Source organism: Veillonella atypica KON (assembly GCF_002959915.1).
GTDB classification, from domain to species: Bacteria; Bacillota; Negativicutes; order Veillonellales; family Veillonellaceae; genus Veillonella; species Veillonella atypica.
The window spans coordinates 747042-761751 of sequence record NZ_PPDE01000008.1; the positions used below are offsets into that span (position 1 = coordinate 747042).

9 protein-coding genes are annotated in these 14710 nt (G+C 40.8%); all 9 read right to left on the minus strand.

The features are described from left to right. Positions 1-8: 8 nt before the first annotated feature. The 9 genes from VAHSUH02_RS07485 to VAHSUH02_RS07525 all read right to left on the minus strand — a co-directional run bounded on the left by VAHSUH02_RS07485 (position 9) and on the right by VAHSUH02_RS07525 (position 14459). The gene (locus VAHSUH02_RS07485; RefSeq protein ID WP_005379120.1) at positions 9-740 is read right to left on the minus strand and encodes a sigma-70 family RNA polymerase sigma factor; all 732 of its coding nucleotides are present in this window, start codon (positions 738-740) and stop codon (positions 9-11) included. A 273-nt stretch (positions 741-1013) separates the two neighbouring features. Beyond that, positions 1014-2039 carry an ATP-binding protein gene (locus VAHSUH02_RS07490; protein ID WP_005383732.1) on the minus strand — a complete coding sequence of 342 codons (1026 nt, stop codon included), beginning with the start codon at positions 2037-2039 and terminating at the stop codon, positions 1014-1016. Positions 2040-2293: 254 nt separating this feature from the next. Continuing rightward, positions 2294-3439 (minus strand): glycoside hydrolase family 3 N-terminal domain-containing protein, encoded by a 1146-nt coding sequence (locus VAHSUH02_RS07495; protein ID WP_005383729.1) that lies wholly within the window; start codon positions 3437-3439, stop codon positions 2294-2296. 319 nt (positions 3440-3758) lie between these two features. Then, positions 3759-4415, minus strand: a complete 657-nt coding sequence (locus VAHSUH02_RS07500) for a hypothetical protein (protein ID WP_005383727.1) — start codon at positions 4413-4415, stop codon at positions 3759-3761. Positions 4416-5381: 966 nt separating this feature from the next. After that, positions 5382-6758, minus strand: a complete 1377-nt coding sequence (locus tag VAHSUH02_RS07505) for an S-layer homology domain-containing protein (RefSeq protein ID WP_038148878.1) — start codon at positions 6756-6758, stop codon at positions 5382-5384. Between the two features lie 442 nt (positions 6759-7200). Beyond that, on the minus strand, positions 7201-9405 hold the full coding sequence (locus VAHSUH02_RS07510) for an autotransporter outer membrane beta-barrel domain-containing protein (protein ID WP_005383723.1): 2205 nt from the start codon (positions 9403-9405) through the stop codon (positions 7201-7203). A gap of 542 nt (positions 9406-9947) precedes the next feature. Continuing rightward, complete coding sequence (locus VAHSUH02_RS07515; RefSeq protein WP_005383720.1) at positions 9948-11156, minus strand: hypothetical protein; 1209 nt, start codon at positions 11154-11156, stop codon at positions 9948-9950. Positions 11157-11526: 370 nt separating this feature from the next. Continuing rightward, a complete protein-coding gene (locus VAHSUH02_RS07520; protein ID WP_005383719.1) occupies positions 11527-12852 on the minus strand; it encodes an S-layer homology domain-containing protein in 1326 nt (441 codons plus the stop codon). Between the two features lie 287 nt (positions 12853-13139). After that, positions 13140-14459 (minus strand): putative porin, encoded by a 1320-nt coding sequence (locus tag VAHSUH02_RS07525; RefSeq protein ID WP_005383717.1) that lies wholly within the window; start codon positions 14457-14459, stop codon positions 13140-13142. Positions 14460-14710 lie beyond the last annotated feature (251 nt).

Consider the following 14710-nt stretch of genomic DNA (forward strand, 5'->3'; position numbering starts at 1 on the left):
TTTTAAAGTTACTTATAACTATGCATATTTTGCATATCTTGCATATTGAATTCTTTGTTATCCGCTACCATCATATAGTACCGCAATTGGTCGATGGCCTTTTGATGGCGTTGTTGCACAGCCTGTCTAGACTGATGTATTTCACAGCCTATGTCTACGCAGCTCTTGCCATCTCGATATAGGGCATACAATAACTGTTGTTGCTGCCGTGGCAGTTTTCTGAAAGCAGACCACAGACGATTGCGCAATTCGTCTTCTGTCACCGTACCGACAATATCTCGTTCAAGATCCACATCGCTAGGGAACTGATCCATCGCTGGCTCTGATACATCATCACCAGTACATAGAGGCAAGGTCAACTCGTGGCGCCACTGATGAGCTGATTGTTTATAAAAATTAAGATAACCATAATGAATGGCTGCTTTCACATAGCCAGAAAATGGTACCTTTCCCGATGTGTGAAAGCTATAGATGGATTCGATAAATATGATCCATAGAAATGATTCGACGTCATCCGTCATCACAGCCGTACTACATCGGCTTGCATACCGCATGATAAGCGGCCGATAGCGTCGGCATAGCTCGATTTGTGCCGCATCGATGGTCAGTTCCTCGATGGGCCATACGGCTCGTTCCGTACTGAGCACTGATACACGACGTTCTTGGCAGACGCGCACTAAACTAAGGTCTGTCACCGCTTGTAACACCTTTTGGGGACAAACCACATGCTTTACGTTCATATTCGTTCCTTTCTGCCTAGGCTTACTTGGAATATACACCCAATTGAGTATTTAGACAAATGAGAAATTCCGCCATAAATGCATACATTTACAGCGGAATTTTTGTTGTTACATATGTATTTGTGTATAATTACAAACCTATTTCAGTAAAGTACGCCAATTTAGATCAATTTTACATAGCTACATGAATTTGAATCGATCGTTGTACAATGAGCGAGTTCGAATCAATGACAAGTCGCACGAATTCGAATTCATTTCACTAAAACGATTGTATTAAGCGAGTGTATCTAGCGCAGGTTTTGCAATGGTATCGTAAATATATTGCCCTTGACCGCAATTAATTTCCTCAAGATTTGGGAACACGAACTGGTACCAAAATTGGAACATAGTATTCACAAAATGGTAATCTGCGTAACGCAATGGACCACGGCTACCACCTTGAATACGTCCAATAATTTCCATATCTAAAAGGTCGGCCATACGGGTTGCAAAGGTACCACTCTTAAGCTCACTGGCATGACATAATTCTGTATAGAACGGCTTATCTAGTTGTGCCAACGCATAGAGAATCGCATTAGCAGCCCCTACATTACGAATGTAGCGCATAAGCAATCGTTGTGGTTCCGTACATAATATGCCTTGTGGTCTGAAGAATAGACGCACAATATTTTCATCTACCGATAAGGCGGGATCTATATGCACGAGATTCCCCGGCATACCACCTGTTACATGGTATAGCTTAACAAGATCTTCATCCGTATAGTCCCAACCTAATGCTCTCACATCATCAAGTGTGAACGGATTGACCTTGAAATAATTATGAATGTAGGCTGCAATCAAACTTGATTCGCCCAAGATTCGTCCTTTTAATTCGTCCACATGGGTTCCCATGAGGAGTACGAATACTTTACCATGGTCACGATAGGTTTCCATCAAGTCACGCAATATGATAGGCGCTTGTGGAACCGTATCCACAAATGAAGGATAATCATCTATGATGAGCATGATCCGCTTGTCAAGACTTGCTTGAAAAACGCCACGCAATGCATCCTCTAAAGTCTTAAAAGACCCTGATGGCACCTTTAGTTCTCTCTCAATTGATCGAATATGAATGGACTCATTCGCCAAGCGTCCAAGCAAATATATGGTATGACCCTTGCCTAATCGAGCCTGTAATGCTCTAGCGATATACGTTTTACCAACGCTGTAAGGACCGTGTACAACACTCATTTCCATGCGGTCCTGATTGTATAGTTCCATTATGGCGTCAATGACCGCCTCATGGTTACTACATTTCATATAAGATCTCACCTCCCTTAAAATAGTTCTCAGGAGTTTATTATATCATATTTTAAATAAACTATAAAATATTTCTTGTAAATTTTAACAAATAGATAATAAATTCATTTTTTACACATAAAAAACTCTTTTCCCATTATGATATGTACCCCTTTTACTGGTTGTCCAGTAAAGAGGGTACATTATTACAAGAAAAGAGTTTCTATGCCTAATTTTACATTCTTATTATTAAAGCTTACAGTTGTAAGCCATATCTATCGGTCATTGCTAAATTTCATGAGCATGATGCGGCGCACCGATTCATCAAGCCGTGCTTCGGAAATGGTTCCATTCTCTACAGCCTGCGTCAATGCATCGTGAACTGCCTTGATATGCTTGGCATGCTTACAAAGGATAACCATGTCGCTGCCCGCATTGATGGTGCGCACCGCATAATCCTCTATGGACATACCAGCAACAGCAGCGCCGACCTCGATATCATCGGTCATCACCACGCCCTCAAAGCCCAGTTCATTCCGTAGCCAATCTGTAATGATCGGTTTAGATAGACTCACCGGATGATTCGCATCGATAGAGGGTAGTTTCACAGCATTCACCATAATCATAGGATGTTCGTCACGCGTCGCATCGATGAGCTGAGCAAATACGCGACCATCATCGTCCATGAGGCTCGCCTTCGACGCATCTAGTTTCATACCAGGCACCGTGTAATCAGCGCCGCCTGGAAAATATTGGTACCCCGTAAACACGCGATTCGCCGCATAGCGTTTAGTAATAGTCTCACCGATGCGCGCCGCCCGGTCCACATCGCTCGTGTACGAGTAAAACGAGTGGGTATTCACCATGACACCCAAATTGAGATTGAACCCAAGGTCGCGCATCTCAATGGCCGTGCGCGTCGCTAGACTCGACACCGCATCAAGCCCCTGCTTCGATAACAACTTAGGGTCCGTCCACGGTAGCATCAAATTAGGTCTATACTGCATGCGTTCTCGATTCATGGCGATGAACGGTGGCATAAGGCTCGACGTATTCGCAGTGTCTCGTATGCCTTTTGTGAAAGCCCGCACTTGTTCCTTAGATTCCATATTATCATTATCTAATACAATACCGCCTACGCGATATTTACGTACTAATTCTTTTTGTGACTCGTCAAATGTAGTGCCTTCTAGACCGATACACATTAACTGACCAATCTTATCCTCTTGTGACATCGTGCGCACACTGCGGTCCGCCTTTTCCGCAGCCGACGCATTCATAGCGGCAATCGCCTTATACCCTACGGGCGCACGATCAAAATTTGTCGTCACACTCGGCTCCTCTCGACTACACCCTACAATGGTGCCCATCGTGACGATCGCCAAAACACCACAAGCTAGCCTCTTTACGAACTGCTTCATATCTCTCTACCCTCTATGACAGCTCAAATACAATCAAGTTACGATTAGACCTCTGCCCCCCCAGTCATAAGTCTATTGTTAACACTTTATACATTCTATTATATACCATCTATTTCATTAATGCCTCATTAGAAGACCACAATTTTCAACCTGCTGATTTGCTGATTCTGCATATTGATAGAAAGTAATGCATACAGATTACAAGTTAGAGATTTCTTCAGACAGCCTCATATATACAAAATAAAAACTGCAACCTAGTCATATATACTGTAACTGATACATTCTCAGTATACATAAGACTAAATTGCAGTTTTTAGGATTATTTACGAGTACGATTAGCCTCTGTTTCATCGGATTCAGATGTCGCACCTGTCGTTTGTTTCGATGTATTATGGAAGGTCATCACCGTTTTAGCTGCTACCTTTTTCACTGGGCCTGTTGGTAATACAATAGGTATTTGAGTGTTTACTTTCACAGGACCATTAGCAGGTACAGGGGCTTGAACTGGTGTCGATAAAGCCTTGACAATATTTGGTTGCGGTGCCGTTGGCGCTACAGATTGAGCCGCTGTTTGAGCTGCTATCGATTGAGATGCTGTTTGCTGTGCTACCACTGGTTTTGGTGCTTGTTTAGGCGCATCCGGTTGTTGACGTGCCACACGAGCCGCCGCCAAGATACCTGGGTTGCGATATAATAGCTGACCACCTTCGGTAGACAATTTTTGATCGTAATAATATACATCAGCGTTGTAATACTCACTGCCACTGGCCACATCATAACGCAAACCAATCATAGTATATACCGTAAAATGTAGCAACCCGTCCGGTTTACTGCGATCAATCGAATCGCGGTCCACATACCAATTATTGCCATTATAGGTGAAAGCATAAATATCTTGCCGAGCATCGGCATTGGGTATAACAGATATAAACAGCGCTGCTACAAACATAGCCACTGCGCACATACGTTGAAACATGAGGCCTCCTCATTATGAATTACTACCTATATTAATACTATATATATTATATGAATCACATCTTAATATATACATTAATATATACTAATGGTAGGTAGATTATATAAGTATAAAAATGATTGTATACGATTTAACAACTTATTATACCACATTTTCTGAGATTGCGTTCCTCTGACATACCTACTTGGAATTAGAACAGGCCTGTAGTATTGATGGGCCCCTTTGATACTGCTCCTAAAAATTAGAACAGGCCTGTAGTAATTTCCGAACCTTCGTACATACCCTTTTAAAATTAGAACACGCCTGTTCTAATTCTAGAGAGACCATATCAGGCTCATCTTAAAAATTACTACAGGCCTGTTCTAATTCTAGAGACACCATATAATTGATTAAGTTTATTTGGATTTGACGATATATATAATTTTCCTTATAATAAAAGAAGATAGCCAAGCGAGTAGTTCCGTCAGGCTCATCTCAAGAATTATAAACGTGATGAAATGGCCTTTCAGTTACCTAGTTACTTTAGGATAACGAAGGGCTATTTGTCTTTTCCAAGACAAATAAGAGCCACAAGTGCACCAAAGGCAATAACAACAGTCATCACCTCTAGAATTATCATGATTAACTCATAATCACTCATAGAGCACCCCTCCCTCCATTAACGAAGAGAGGCCCAACCTCGCCGACTATCTTAGGTCAATTATAATGCGAACATATGAGTTAGGCAATAAGCATCTATAAATACAGATATACAGATTAAAGTGTAATAAGAACTTTAAATATTTAGTAGAATAAGATTAATATGGTGTCCTAAAAAATAGAACAGGCCTGTTCTAATTCTGGAGAGACCATATCAGGCTCATCTTAAAAATTACTACACGCCTGTTCTAATTTAAAATCCCCTTGTTAAGTACCTAGAACTCATCAAGGGGATTATTTTAGTTATGTACGATACCAATCATCACATTAGAATTGGTAGTTAAGATCTACACGGTAGTAATCAGAAAGTTTTTCATTATCACCAGTAGATTTGTTTGTCTTGTTATTGAAGCCGTAGTATGCAGTTAAACCTACATTGTCTTGTAATGCATAGTTTGCAGTTGCTAACCAACCTTTGAAGCCACGTAATTTAGTTACAAATGTAGATGTGTTATCAAGGTATCTAGTAGTATCATCATAGCCAATTTGCCATGTGGAGGATTGAGCAGTCATGTTTTCACCAAAGTTGAAATATTGTGCTTTCACATCCCATGTACCACGTTTAGCTTGATTATACGCACCGTAACCAAGGCCAGCAGTCCAACCATAACCATGAGAAACGCCAGGAGCTTTCACCCATTCACCACCAACCCAAACTTTATCAAAGTTCATGTCCGTGCTGAAGCCATACATGTTACGGATATCATTGTTAGATGATTTTTCCTTGTTGTGACGAGCATAGAATGCACCAAGGGCTACATGTTTATTCAATTCACCTTTCAAACCAGCATATGTAATGGTGAAGTTTTTATCTCTATTAATTGTACGTTCGCCATATTCATCGGTTGCATAGCCACCTTCAACAGCATAACCATATGCTGCTTGGAATTGGACTTTATCATTCCCCGCATTAAATTGAGCACCATCAAATGTATCGTCATAGATTAAACCATTGCCAAATGTTTGTTGGAAACGACCAACCTTAGCGGATACTCTTTCACCAAATTTGTGATTTACATACGCACGATCAATAGTTACAGTACCAGGTTTCAAACCAATAGCGCCTACACCAGATGGAGTATGTGCATCACCAAATTCAATATTACCAGAAGTCATACGAACTACTGCTTCTGTACGATCATTAACCTTTGCATTGAATTGAACGCGAGCACGAGCATCAAATAAAGAACGTTGACTATAATCACGGGAATCAAGATTAGTTCTATCAGTTACATAGTGACCATTCTTTTCTTGTGCCCCCAAATAACGAAGACGCATATCGCCTGTTACTTTCACATTACCTACGCGATCTTCCAAACGACCAACGCGAACTCCTAAATTATTCAATTCGTTAGAGAATTCGTCAGCCAAACGATTAATCATCGCTTGTTGTTCCGCATTAGCCCGGTCTTGATTAGCCATTGCTTTTGCAATCATTTGAGCCATTTCAAAACGAGTAATTTCTTTTTGCCCTTTGAAAGTCCCATCTGGATAGCCATTCACAACACCTGCTGCAGCCAATTGGGATACAGCTTGATAAGCCCAAGAATCTGTGCTCACATCAGAAAATGGATTGTTAGCAAATGCAGTTGTTGCGCCCAATACAGCAGTTGCTGCTAACATTGCGGTAATTTGTTTTTTCATAATCTTACCCCACAAAAACACTAACTATACACGATTAAAATTAACAATTAATAACCACCATAAGTCATTGTATACAGGTTATTATCATCAAAATATTTATACATTGTAAGTGTATCATATATAAAATATTTTTCATAGTATTTTCATGAATATAGAATGTAGTATCAATGAGGTACACCTTGATAGTCCTTCTTAAAAATTAGTACAGGCCTGTAGTAATTTCCGAACCTTTGTATATACCCTTTAAAAATTAGAACACGCCTGTAGTATTGGAGGGACCTCTTAACATGTCTCCTAAAAATTAGAACAGGCCTGTTCTAATTCTGGAGAGACCATATTTATAAAAGCCCCAAAGTACTAACAGCTAATATATACAGCTATTAGTACTCTGGGGCTATTTATATATCGACTATATCCTCAGATTGTTTTAGGTAAACATATCTTAGAATTTATGTGTAAATCCAGCGTTCACAGACCAGCCTGCTTTATAGTCGCCAGATAATCCGGTGCTAATATCAGCATAAAGGCTGTTGTTAGCATTGATGCCATAGCGGCCACCGAATGCAAGGTCAGTCCATGTGCCTTTAAGGTCTTGTTCTGTGGATTTCACAGTAGAACCACTTGTGTATGTAGTTTTTACCGAACCAGAGAAGGCATGGTTAACGCCGACACGAGTATAGATACTGCCTGCGCCAAAGGTCTTACCAATTTCAAGGCCAAGACCACCAGCAGTGCTGCTTACGCCAGCTTGGTCTACATGCATGGTGCCTGCATTAAAGCTATCTCCACCAAAGTGAGTATAGCTCAATTGTGCTTGCGGTTCGATGTATACACCATTTTGTAATTTCACAGTTTTACCATAGCGAGCGCCGATAGTGTATGCATTAGCCTTCGTTTCGCCAGATAGGCTTTCACCAATTTCATTACGAGCTGTGAAAGTATTCGTTACACGACCAACTTGGGATTCAAGTTGAATGTATTGATCTCGGCCGAGGTCTTTCAAACCATAGGCGCCAACAGCAAAGGCCTTTTCTTTGCCAGAGCCATTGAATACATAATCATCATGGCCACGAAGGTAAGACACTTGACCGCCTACAGTCCAACCGCTACCAGTTTTAGCGTCGTAACCACCTTGAATGCGTGTATAGGTTGTGTCGGTATCAATACCTTGTGCATCATAGCTATATTGACCGCCACCGATATGGGCCCAAATACCTGTTGTTGCGCCTTGTTGCAATGCACGAGGACGGTAAGTATTTGTTAATGTGCGCCAGCCGTTGATGTTGCTCATAATCGCAGAACGAGCACCACGCATATGAGGAGTATCATATGCCGTTGATTGGGCTGGTGCCGGTTGCGGTGCTGGTGTTGGCGCCGGTTGTGGTGCCGGTGTTGGTTGTGGCGCCGGTGTTGGCGTTGGTGCCGGTTGTGGCGCTGGTGCCGGTGTTGGCGTTGGCGCCGGTTGTGGCACCGGTGTTGGCACTGGTTGCGGTGCAGGCGTTACTGTTGTATTACCGTACACATATTTACCTTGACCATTTTGATCGGCTTGCCATGTAATAGCACCTTCTTTAGCATAACCAGATGTTAATACCTTAAAACGGCCAGATTCAGCACCTTCAGAAGCAATGGCTACTGTGCCTTCAAGGTTTCTTTCACCAGTCACATAGTTATGGTAATACACCTTGTGTGCAAGATTATCTAAAACCTTATTTACATTATCCTCAGTAGACAAATCTAGCCCTTTGCGGCTGGTGTATAGATGAGCGCCAGCATTAGGGGCTGCACTTGTGATATGAATGTCGCCACCCCAGAAGGAATCAGCCGTTAAACCATTATATGTTGTGGTTGGCGGTGTATATTCTGGATCCTCGGTATCTGCATATTCGTCATTAGGATCATAAATAAAATTCACATGGCCTTCGAGCTTATCAATATACAGTTTATTATGCTCATTTTGCTCTACCATATTTTGAAAATTTCGATTCGTAGAACCAACGAGTCGATGTACACGGCTAGGCATAGTACTACTATCAAGGTTAGTACCATCAAGGCCACCTTGATATAATAGCTCCCAATCCCCTCTTTCACCAAGGAACACATTGATATGATTATAGTTTCGCCTATTTTCATCAGATAAGTTGAAAGCTAGCCCAGACCAATTGGATTCCTCACCATCTATACCGATATTAATGGTTGAGCTATGAATTGGATCATGTTTAACTATAACATCGCCTTCAACGAATATTTTATCACCCGTAAATTCGCCGTGATGATCATGGACGCCTATATTAATTGTGCCCCCTTGAGCAAGGGCAACAGGTGTATTCACTCTACCAGAATTATATACACCTTTTTTCAATTTAATGTCTCCACCATTTTTACTGGTAGCAAATGCACTATGACCATAGCCAATATTAGAATACCCGTCTTCAATAATAACCATACCACCATTCGCTACTATAGAAGATATATTTTTATCGTATTCTGGGAATACACGTATCATATCATCACTGTTAGCTACAAAATCTGTATTATCAGTATACGGAGCGGTATAAGCCGCATCTACCACCATATTAGGCATTACAAATCCAGCAATCGCCAGTGCCACAGCTAGCGATAGCTTTGCTTTACTTACATGTCTCATAAAAATCCTCTCACTCTCACAATATAAATAAACTATAAATTATCTTAAATTATAATTTATAGTTTGTCGTTTGTAAATATGAGAGAAATAAAATTAGTATAGACCTGTAGTATTGCCTGGACCCTTTAATACCTCTCCTAAAAAATAGAACAGGCCTGTTCTATTTCTGGAGAGACCATATCAGGCTATCTTACAAATTAGAACAGGCCTGTTCTATTTCTAGAGACACTATATCAGGCTATCTTACAAATTAGAACACACCTGTTCTATTTCTAGAGACACTATATCAGGCTATCTTACAAATTAGAACAGGCCTGTTCTATTTCTAGAGACACTATATCAAGCTATCTTACAAATTAAAACAGGCCTGTTCTAATTCTAGAGACACTATATCAGGCTATCTTATTAATTACTACAGGCGTGTTCTAATTTAAAATCCCCTTGATAAGTACCGAGATACTCATCAAGGGGATTGTTTTAGTTATGGAAAAGACAAATAGCCCTTCGTTATCCTAGGATAGCTAGTGAGCTCAAGTCACATTTTACGCTTTAAATATAACGCCATTATGCTCTAGTTGTTCCACCGTTTTTTTACCAATGCCTGGTAGCATCAATACTTCTTGTTTAGTAACTGTTTTAAAATCAGCTACTGTGTATAGGCCAGCTTGTGAAAGTGTAATTTGTGCACCAAACCGTATATTGTCATATACCGGATTGCTACGCACAGCCCCACCTTTAGCAACCTCTACGGTACTCATATGAGCTGTCTCGCATTTTCCTATATAACTATCATTAGAGTACCGATTCACAACAATTAGACCGGTAACACATTCATACGCATCATATAAAGTCTGCCATAATGGGCTTTCAAAACTCACCAATTGAGTCGGTAAAAATGAGATAGCAGTATATAAGCTTATTAATTCCCGTGGATCAAAATCTATGTCAATCACTTGGTCTACCATATACATAATGGTCTCTAAGTGGTCTTCCACAAAATCGTTCCACCGCGTTGCATCTTGTAATAACCAATCAATATCTTCATATTCGTCAACAAGATCTGCTAATACATCATGGGCAATCTTACTTTCACCACACTGCAAAGCCAATAAAATATACAACATATGCATCGGCAACATGATATCCGGCGCCTGATTAAATGCATTTTGTATATCATCGCAACATGCGAGATAGCGCTGATACACCTTGCGACCACGATCCCAATTGGCAGCGCCACAACAAGCAACCATCATGTACACAAGGAATCCTGAATGGTCTTGCTTGTCCCCGTGAAAGACAGGAGTAAAGCATGCAATCGCATCATTATACATATTGTATTCTAAATATATCATCCCCATGTCGATGAGGCAGCGCATATAAGGACGCGCCTCTATTATATGCCAATCCATTTTCTTAGGTTTTTTCAACGATTCTACTAGCTGTTTTAGCTGATGAAGTTGAAAACTTGGATGTAACTCAAGAGCTATAAGTTCCCGTTTAGCATCTACTTCATCAGGACATAACGCAAGAATCTTATTGTACAATTTCTTTGATTCCTCAGTCGTATCAGCCTCTTTTGCAGCCTCGTATAAATCACGTAATTTCATTTCTATCGTATCATTAAAATCACCACGATTATATTGAGTCATAAATGCTTCTATCAAATCCTCAATAGATTTGAATTCAGCCTCATGTTCAGATACAAATTGTTGCTGTAAACGTAATAATAACTCACTTTGAAAGCGAAACATAGAGTATCTCCTTATACATATAAACGTAAAAACACTACTTATCTGTAATATATCACGAGAGGGTATATTAATTCTAGAGGTAAGGCCTTGTTCTATTAATATCTCATCTGAAAATTAGTACAGGCCTGTAGTATTGCCTGGACCCTTTAATACCTCTCCTAAAAAATAGAACAGGCCTGTTCTATTTCTGGAGAGACCATATCAGGATATCTTACAAATTAGAACACGCCTGTTCTAATTCTAGAGACACTATATCAGGCTCGTCTTGCTAATTACTACAGGCGTGTTCTAATTTAAAATCCCCTTGATAAGAGTACCTAGATACTCATCAAGGGGATTGTGTTAGTTATGAACGATACCAATCATCATATTAGAATTGGTAGTTAAGGTCTACGCGGTAGTAGTTGGAAAGTTTTTCGTTATCGCCGGTAGCCTTGTTTGTTTTGTTATTAAATCCGTAGTATGCTGTTAAGCCCACGTTCTTTTGTAATGCGTAATCAGCAGTTAATAACCAGCCTTTGAAGCCTTGGTAGTTCATTGCACTAATTGTACCAGCTGGTGTAGCCATCCATGCGGTATTAGTTAGATCGTAAGCAATGTCCCATGTGGAGGATGCAGCGCCTAAGTTTTGGCCGAAGTTGAAGTATTGTGCTTTTACGTCCCAAGAACCGCGTTTTGCTTGGTCGTAGTCACCATAGCCAAGGCCAGCAGTCCATGCAGAACCGTGAGAAACGCCAGCTGCTTTCACCCATTCGCCACCAACCCAAACTTTATCAAAGTTCATGTCTGTGCTGAAGCCATACATGTTTCTAAGTGCGTCACCACTGGATTTGTGCGCATTTCTACGGGCATAGAAGCCGCCAAGGTTTACATGTTTATTAAGTTGACCTTTAACGCCTGCATAGGTGAAAGTTTTATTAGATTTTTTAGTTAAGCCGTCAAAAGCACCTGCCACTGCATAGCCGTAGGCTGCTTGGAATTGAACTTTGTCGTTGCCTGCATTGAATTGAACGCCGTCGAATGTGTCATCGTAAATCAAACCGTTGCCGAGCATTTGATCGAAGCGACCAGCTTTCACAGACACGCGTTCACCAAATTTGTGATTTACATAAGCGCGATCGATAGTAGCCGTTGCATTACCACCATTAGTCGCATCGCCAAATTCAAAGTCCCCAGAAGTTACGCGAACGACAGCGTCTGTGCGGTCATTGACCTTCGCATTGAATTGAATGCGAGCACGCGCGTCGAATTGGGAACCTTTGCTGTAATCACCCACAGCGTTTACATAGTTACCATCTTTCTTTTGGGAACCAAGATAACGAAGGCGCATATCGCCGGTTACTTTCACATTACCAACGCGGTCCTCTAAACGAGCCACGCGAACGCCCAAGTTATTCAATTCGTTAGAGAATTCATCAGCCAAACGGTTAATCAAGGCTTGTTGTTCCGCATTCGCACGATCTTGGTTAGCAAGCGCTTTCGCTACCATTTGCGCCACTTGGAAACGAGTAATGCCATTTTCGCCTCTGAAAGTCCCATCTGGATAGCCCGTGATGATACCAGTGCTAGCCAATTGAGACACGGCTTGGTAGGCCCAAGAATCAGGGGTTACATCGGAAAATGGGTTCGCTGCAAACGCAGTTGTTACACCCAACACAGCTGTTGCTGCAAAGATAGCGGCAAATTGTTTTTTCATAACTATACCTCTCTCCAAAAAAGAATCATACACATCTGCAATTCGGCCCTACTAATACGTATCTCCCTAACCCCTTATAAGTGATAACCATTATATGCAGAATATAACATAAGTATAACATACTATAACAAACATTTTATATTTCAGAGAAAAGTTCATTGGATTTTCATAGGATTGTAAAGGTAACCTCAACACCTGTAGAAAAACCGCAAATATAACAAAAAAGATGACGAAATATACATTTCGCCATCTTTTTACATTGTATTAAGTTGTGCCAATCTATTTGATTAGAATTGGTAATTTAACTCTACACGGTAGTAGTTTGGTAAGGATCGCTTATAACTAGCAAGTTCAGGTTTTGTTTTACCTTTGAACCCAGCATATACGCTAAGACCTAAATCATCTTGTAATGCATAGTCCACAGTACCGAGCCAACCTTTATAGCCGTGGAACCATAAGTGACCACTATTTTCAGTTTGTGTAGAATCATAGGCAAGGTTCCATTTAGAGGATACAGCGCCCATCATCTCATCAATATTGAAGTATTGGGCTTTCACATCCCACGTGCCATTTTTAGCTATATCATAATGACCATATCCCGCACCGGCAGTCCACCCTGTGCCATGGTCCGTATGAGCTGCTTTCAACCATTCGCCTCCAATCCAAACCTTATCAAAATTAATATCGGTATGGAAACCATAGAACTTTCTAAATGTGAAGCCCATATTATATGGTGAGTTCATACGAGCATAGAAACCACCCATGCTGATATGTTTATTGGGCTGACCTTTGAGGCTAGCATAGGTAACGGTATCATTCATATCTGCGGAGGTATTGGTAAACATTCCTTTTAAGAAATAGCCATGGGCCCCTTGGAATTGAATTTTATCGTTGCCGATGTTAATTTGAGCACCATCAAACGCATCGTCATAGAAATAACCATTGCCGATGACTTGGTTAAAGCGACCTACTTTTGCAGATACATATTTGCCGAATCGATGATCCACATAAGCGCGGTCGATGTAAGCTGCTCCAGTCGATTCACCTGTATTATCATCGTAAGTATTACCAAATTCAATAGAATCGGTCGTCATACGCACTACCGCATCAGTCTTGTCATTAACCTTCGCATTGAATTGAACACGTGCACGCATATCAAATTGAGACTTTTTGCTATACTCCCCTTGGGTTCTTATGAAACCATCGTCCGTATCTTTAGTGCCAAGATACCGCAACCGTACATCGCCGGTTACTTTCACATTGCCCACGCGGTCCTCTAAGCGGTTAACGCGAACGCCCAAATTATTCAACTCATTGGAGAATTCATCAGCTAAACGATTAATCATCGCTTGTTGCTCTGCATTTGCACGGTCCTGATTGGCCATGGCCTTTGCAATCATTTGAGCCATTTCAAAACGGGTAATATCCTTTTGGCCTTTGAAAGTCCCATCTGGATAGCCATTAATGATACCTGCACTCGCCAATTGAGACACGGATTGATACGCCCAAGAATCTGGCGTTACATCAGAAAATGGATTAGCGCCGAAGGCAGTCGTTACACCCAACACAGCTGTTGCTGCCAACATAGCAACCAATTGATGTTTCATAAATACCTCTCTTATACAGAAACTATATGTTACACACGCTATAGTCGCATGAATCAATATATAAGTACCCTCGTTCCCCTTATATACACATCATACAAACATAATATTCCTTTCTAGTATAACAATGAGAGATAAATAATCGATAAGCAGAGAATAAAATATTCATATTATTTTCATTTTTAAGCAAGTATTAAATGAAAAAGCTGTCCCAAAATATGATTAAATCACATTTTGGGACAGCTTTATAATGC

What these genes read in the sequence shown, in the direction of transcription:
- VAHSUH02_RS07485 (WP_005379120.1), bottom strand. Translation starts at nt 740, where the DNA reads ATGAACGTAAAGCATGTGGTTTGTCCCCAAAAGGTGTTACAAGCGGTG.
- VAHSUH02_RS07490 (WP_005383732.1), bottom strand. Translation starts at nt 2,039, where the DNA reads ATGAAATGTAGTAACCATGAGGCGGTCATTGACGCCATAATGGAACTA.
- VAHSUH02_RS07495 (WP_005383729.1), bottom strand. Translation starts at nt 3,439, where the DNA reads ATGAAGCAGTTCGTAAAGAGGCTAGCTTGTGGTGTTTTGGCGATCGTC.
- VAHSUH02_RS07500 (WP_005383727.1), bottom strand. Translation starts at nt 4,415, where the DNA reads ATGTTTCAACGTATGTGCGCAGTGGCTATGTTTGTAGCAGCGCTGTTT.
- VAHSUH02_RS07505 (WP_038148878.1), bottom strand. Translation starts at nt 6,758, where the DNA reads ATGAAAAAACAAATTACCGCAATGTTAGCAGCAACTGCTGTATTGGGC.
- VAHSUH02_RS07510 (WP_005383723.1), bottom strand. Translation starts at nt 9,405, where the DNA reads ATGAGACATGTAAGTAAAGCAAAGCTATCGCTAGCTGTGGCACTGGCG.
- VAHSUH02_RS07515 (WP_005383720.1), bottom strand. Translation starts at nt 11,156, where the DNA reads ATGTTTCGCTTTCAAAGTGAGTTATTATTACGTTTACAGCAACAATTT.
- VAHSUH02_RS07520 (WP_005383719.1), bottom strand. Translation starts at nt 12,852, where the DNA reads ATGAAAAAACAATTTGCCGCTATCTTTGCAGCAACAGCTGTGTTGGGT.
- VAHSUH02_RS07525 (WP_005383717.1), bottom strand. Translation starts at nt 14,459, where the DNA reads ATGAAACATCAATTGGTTGCTATGTTGGCAGCAACAGCTGTGTTGGGT.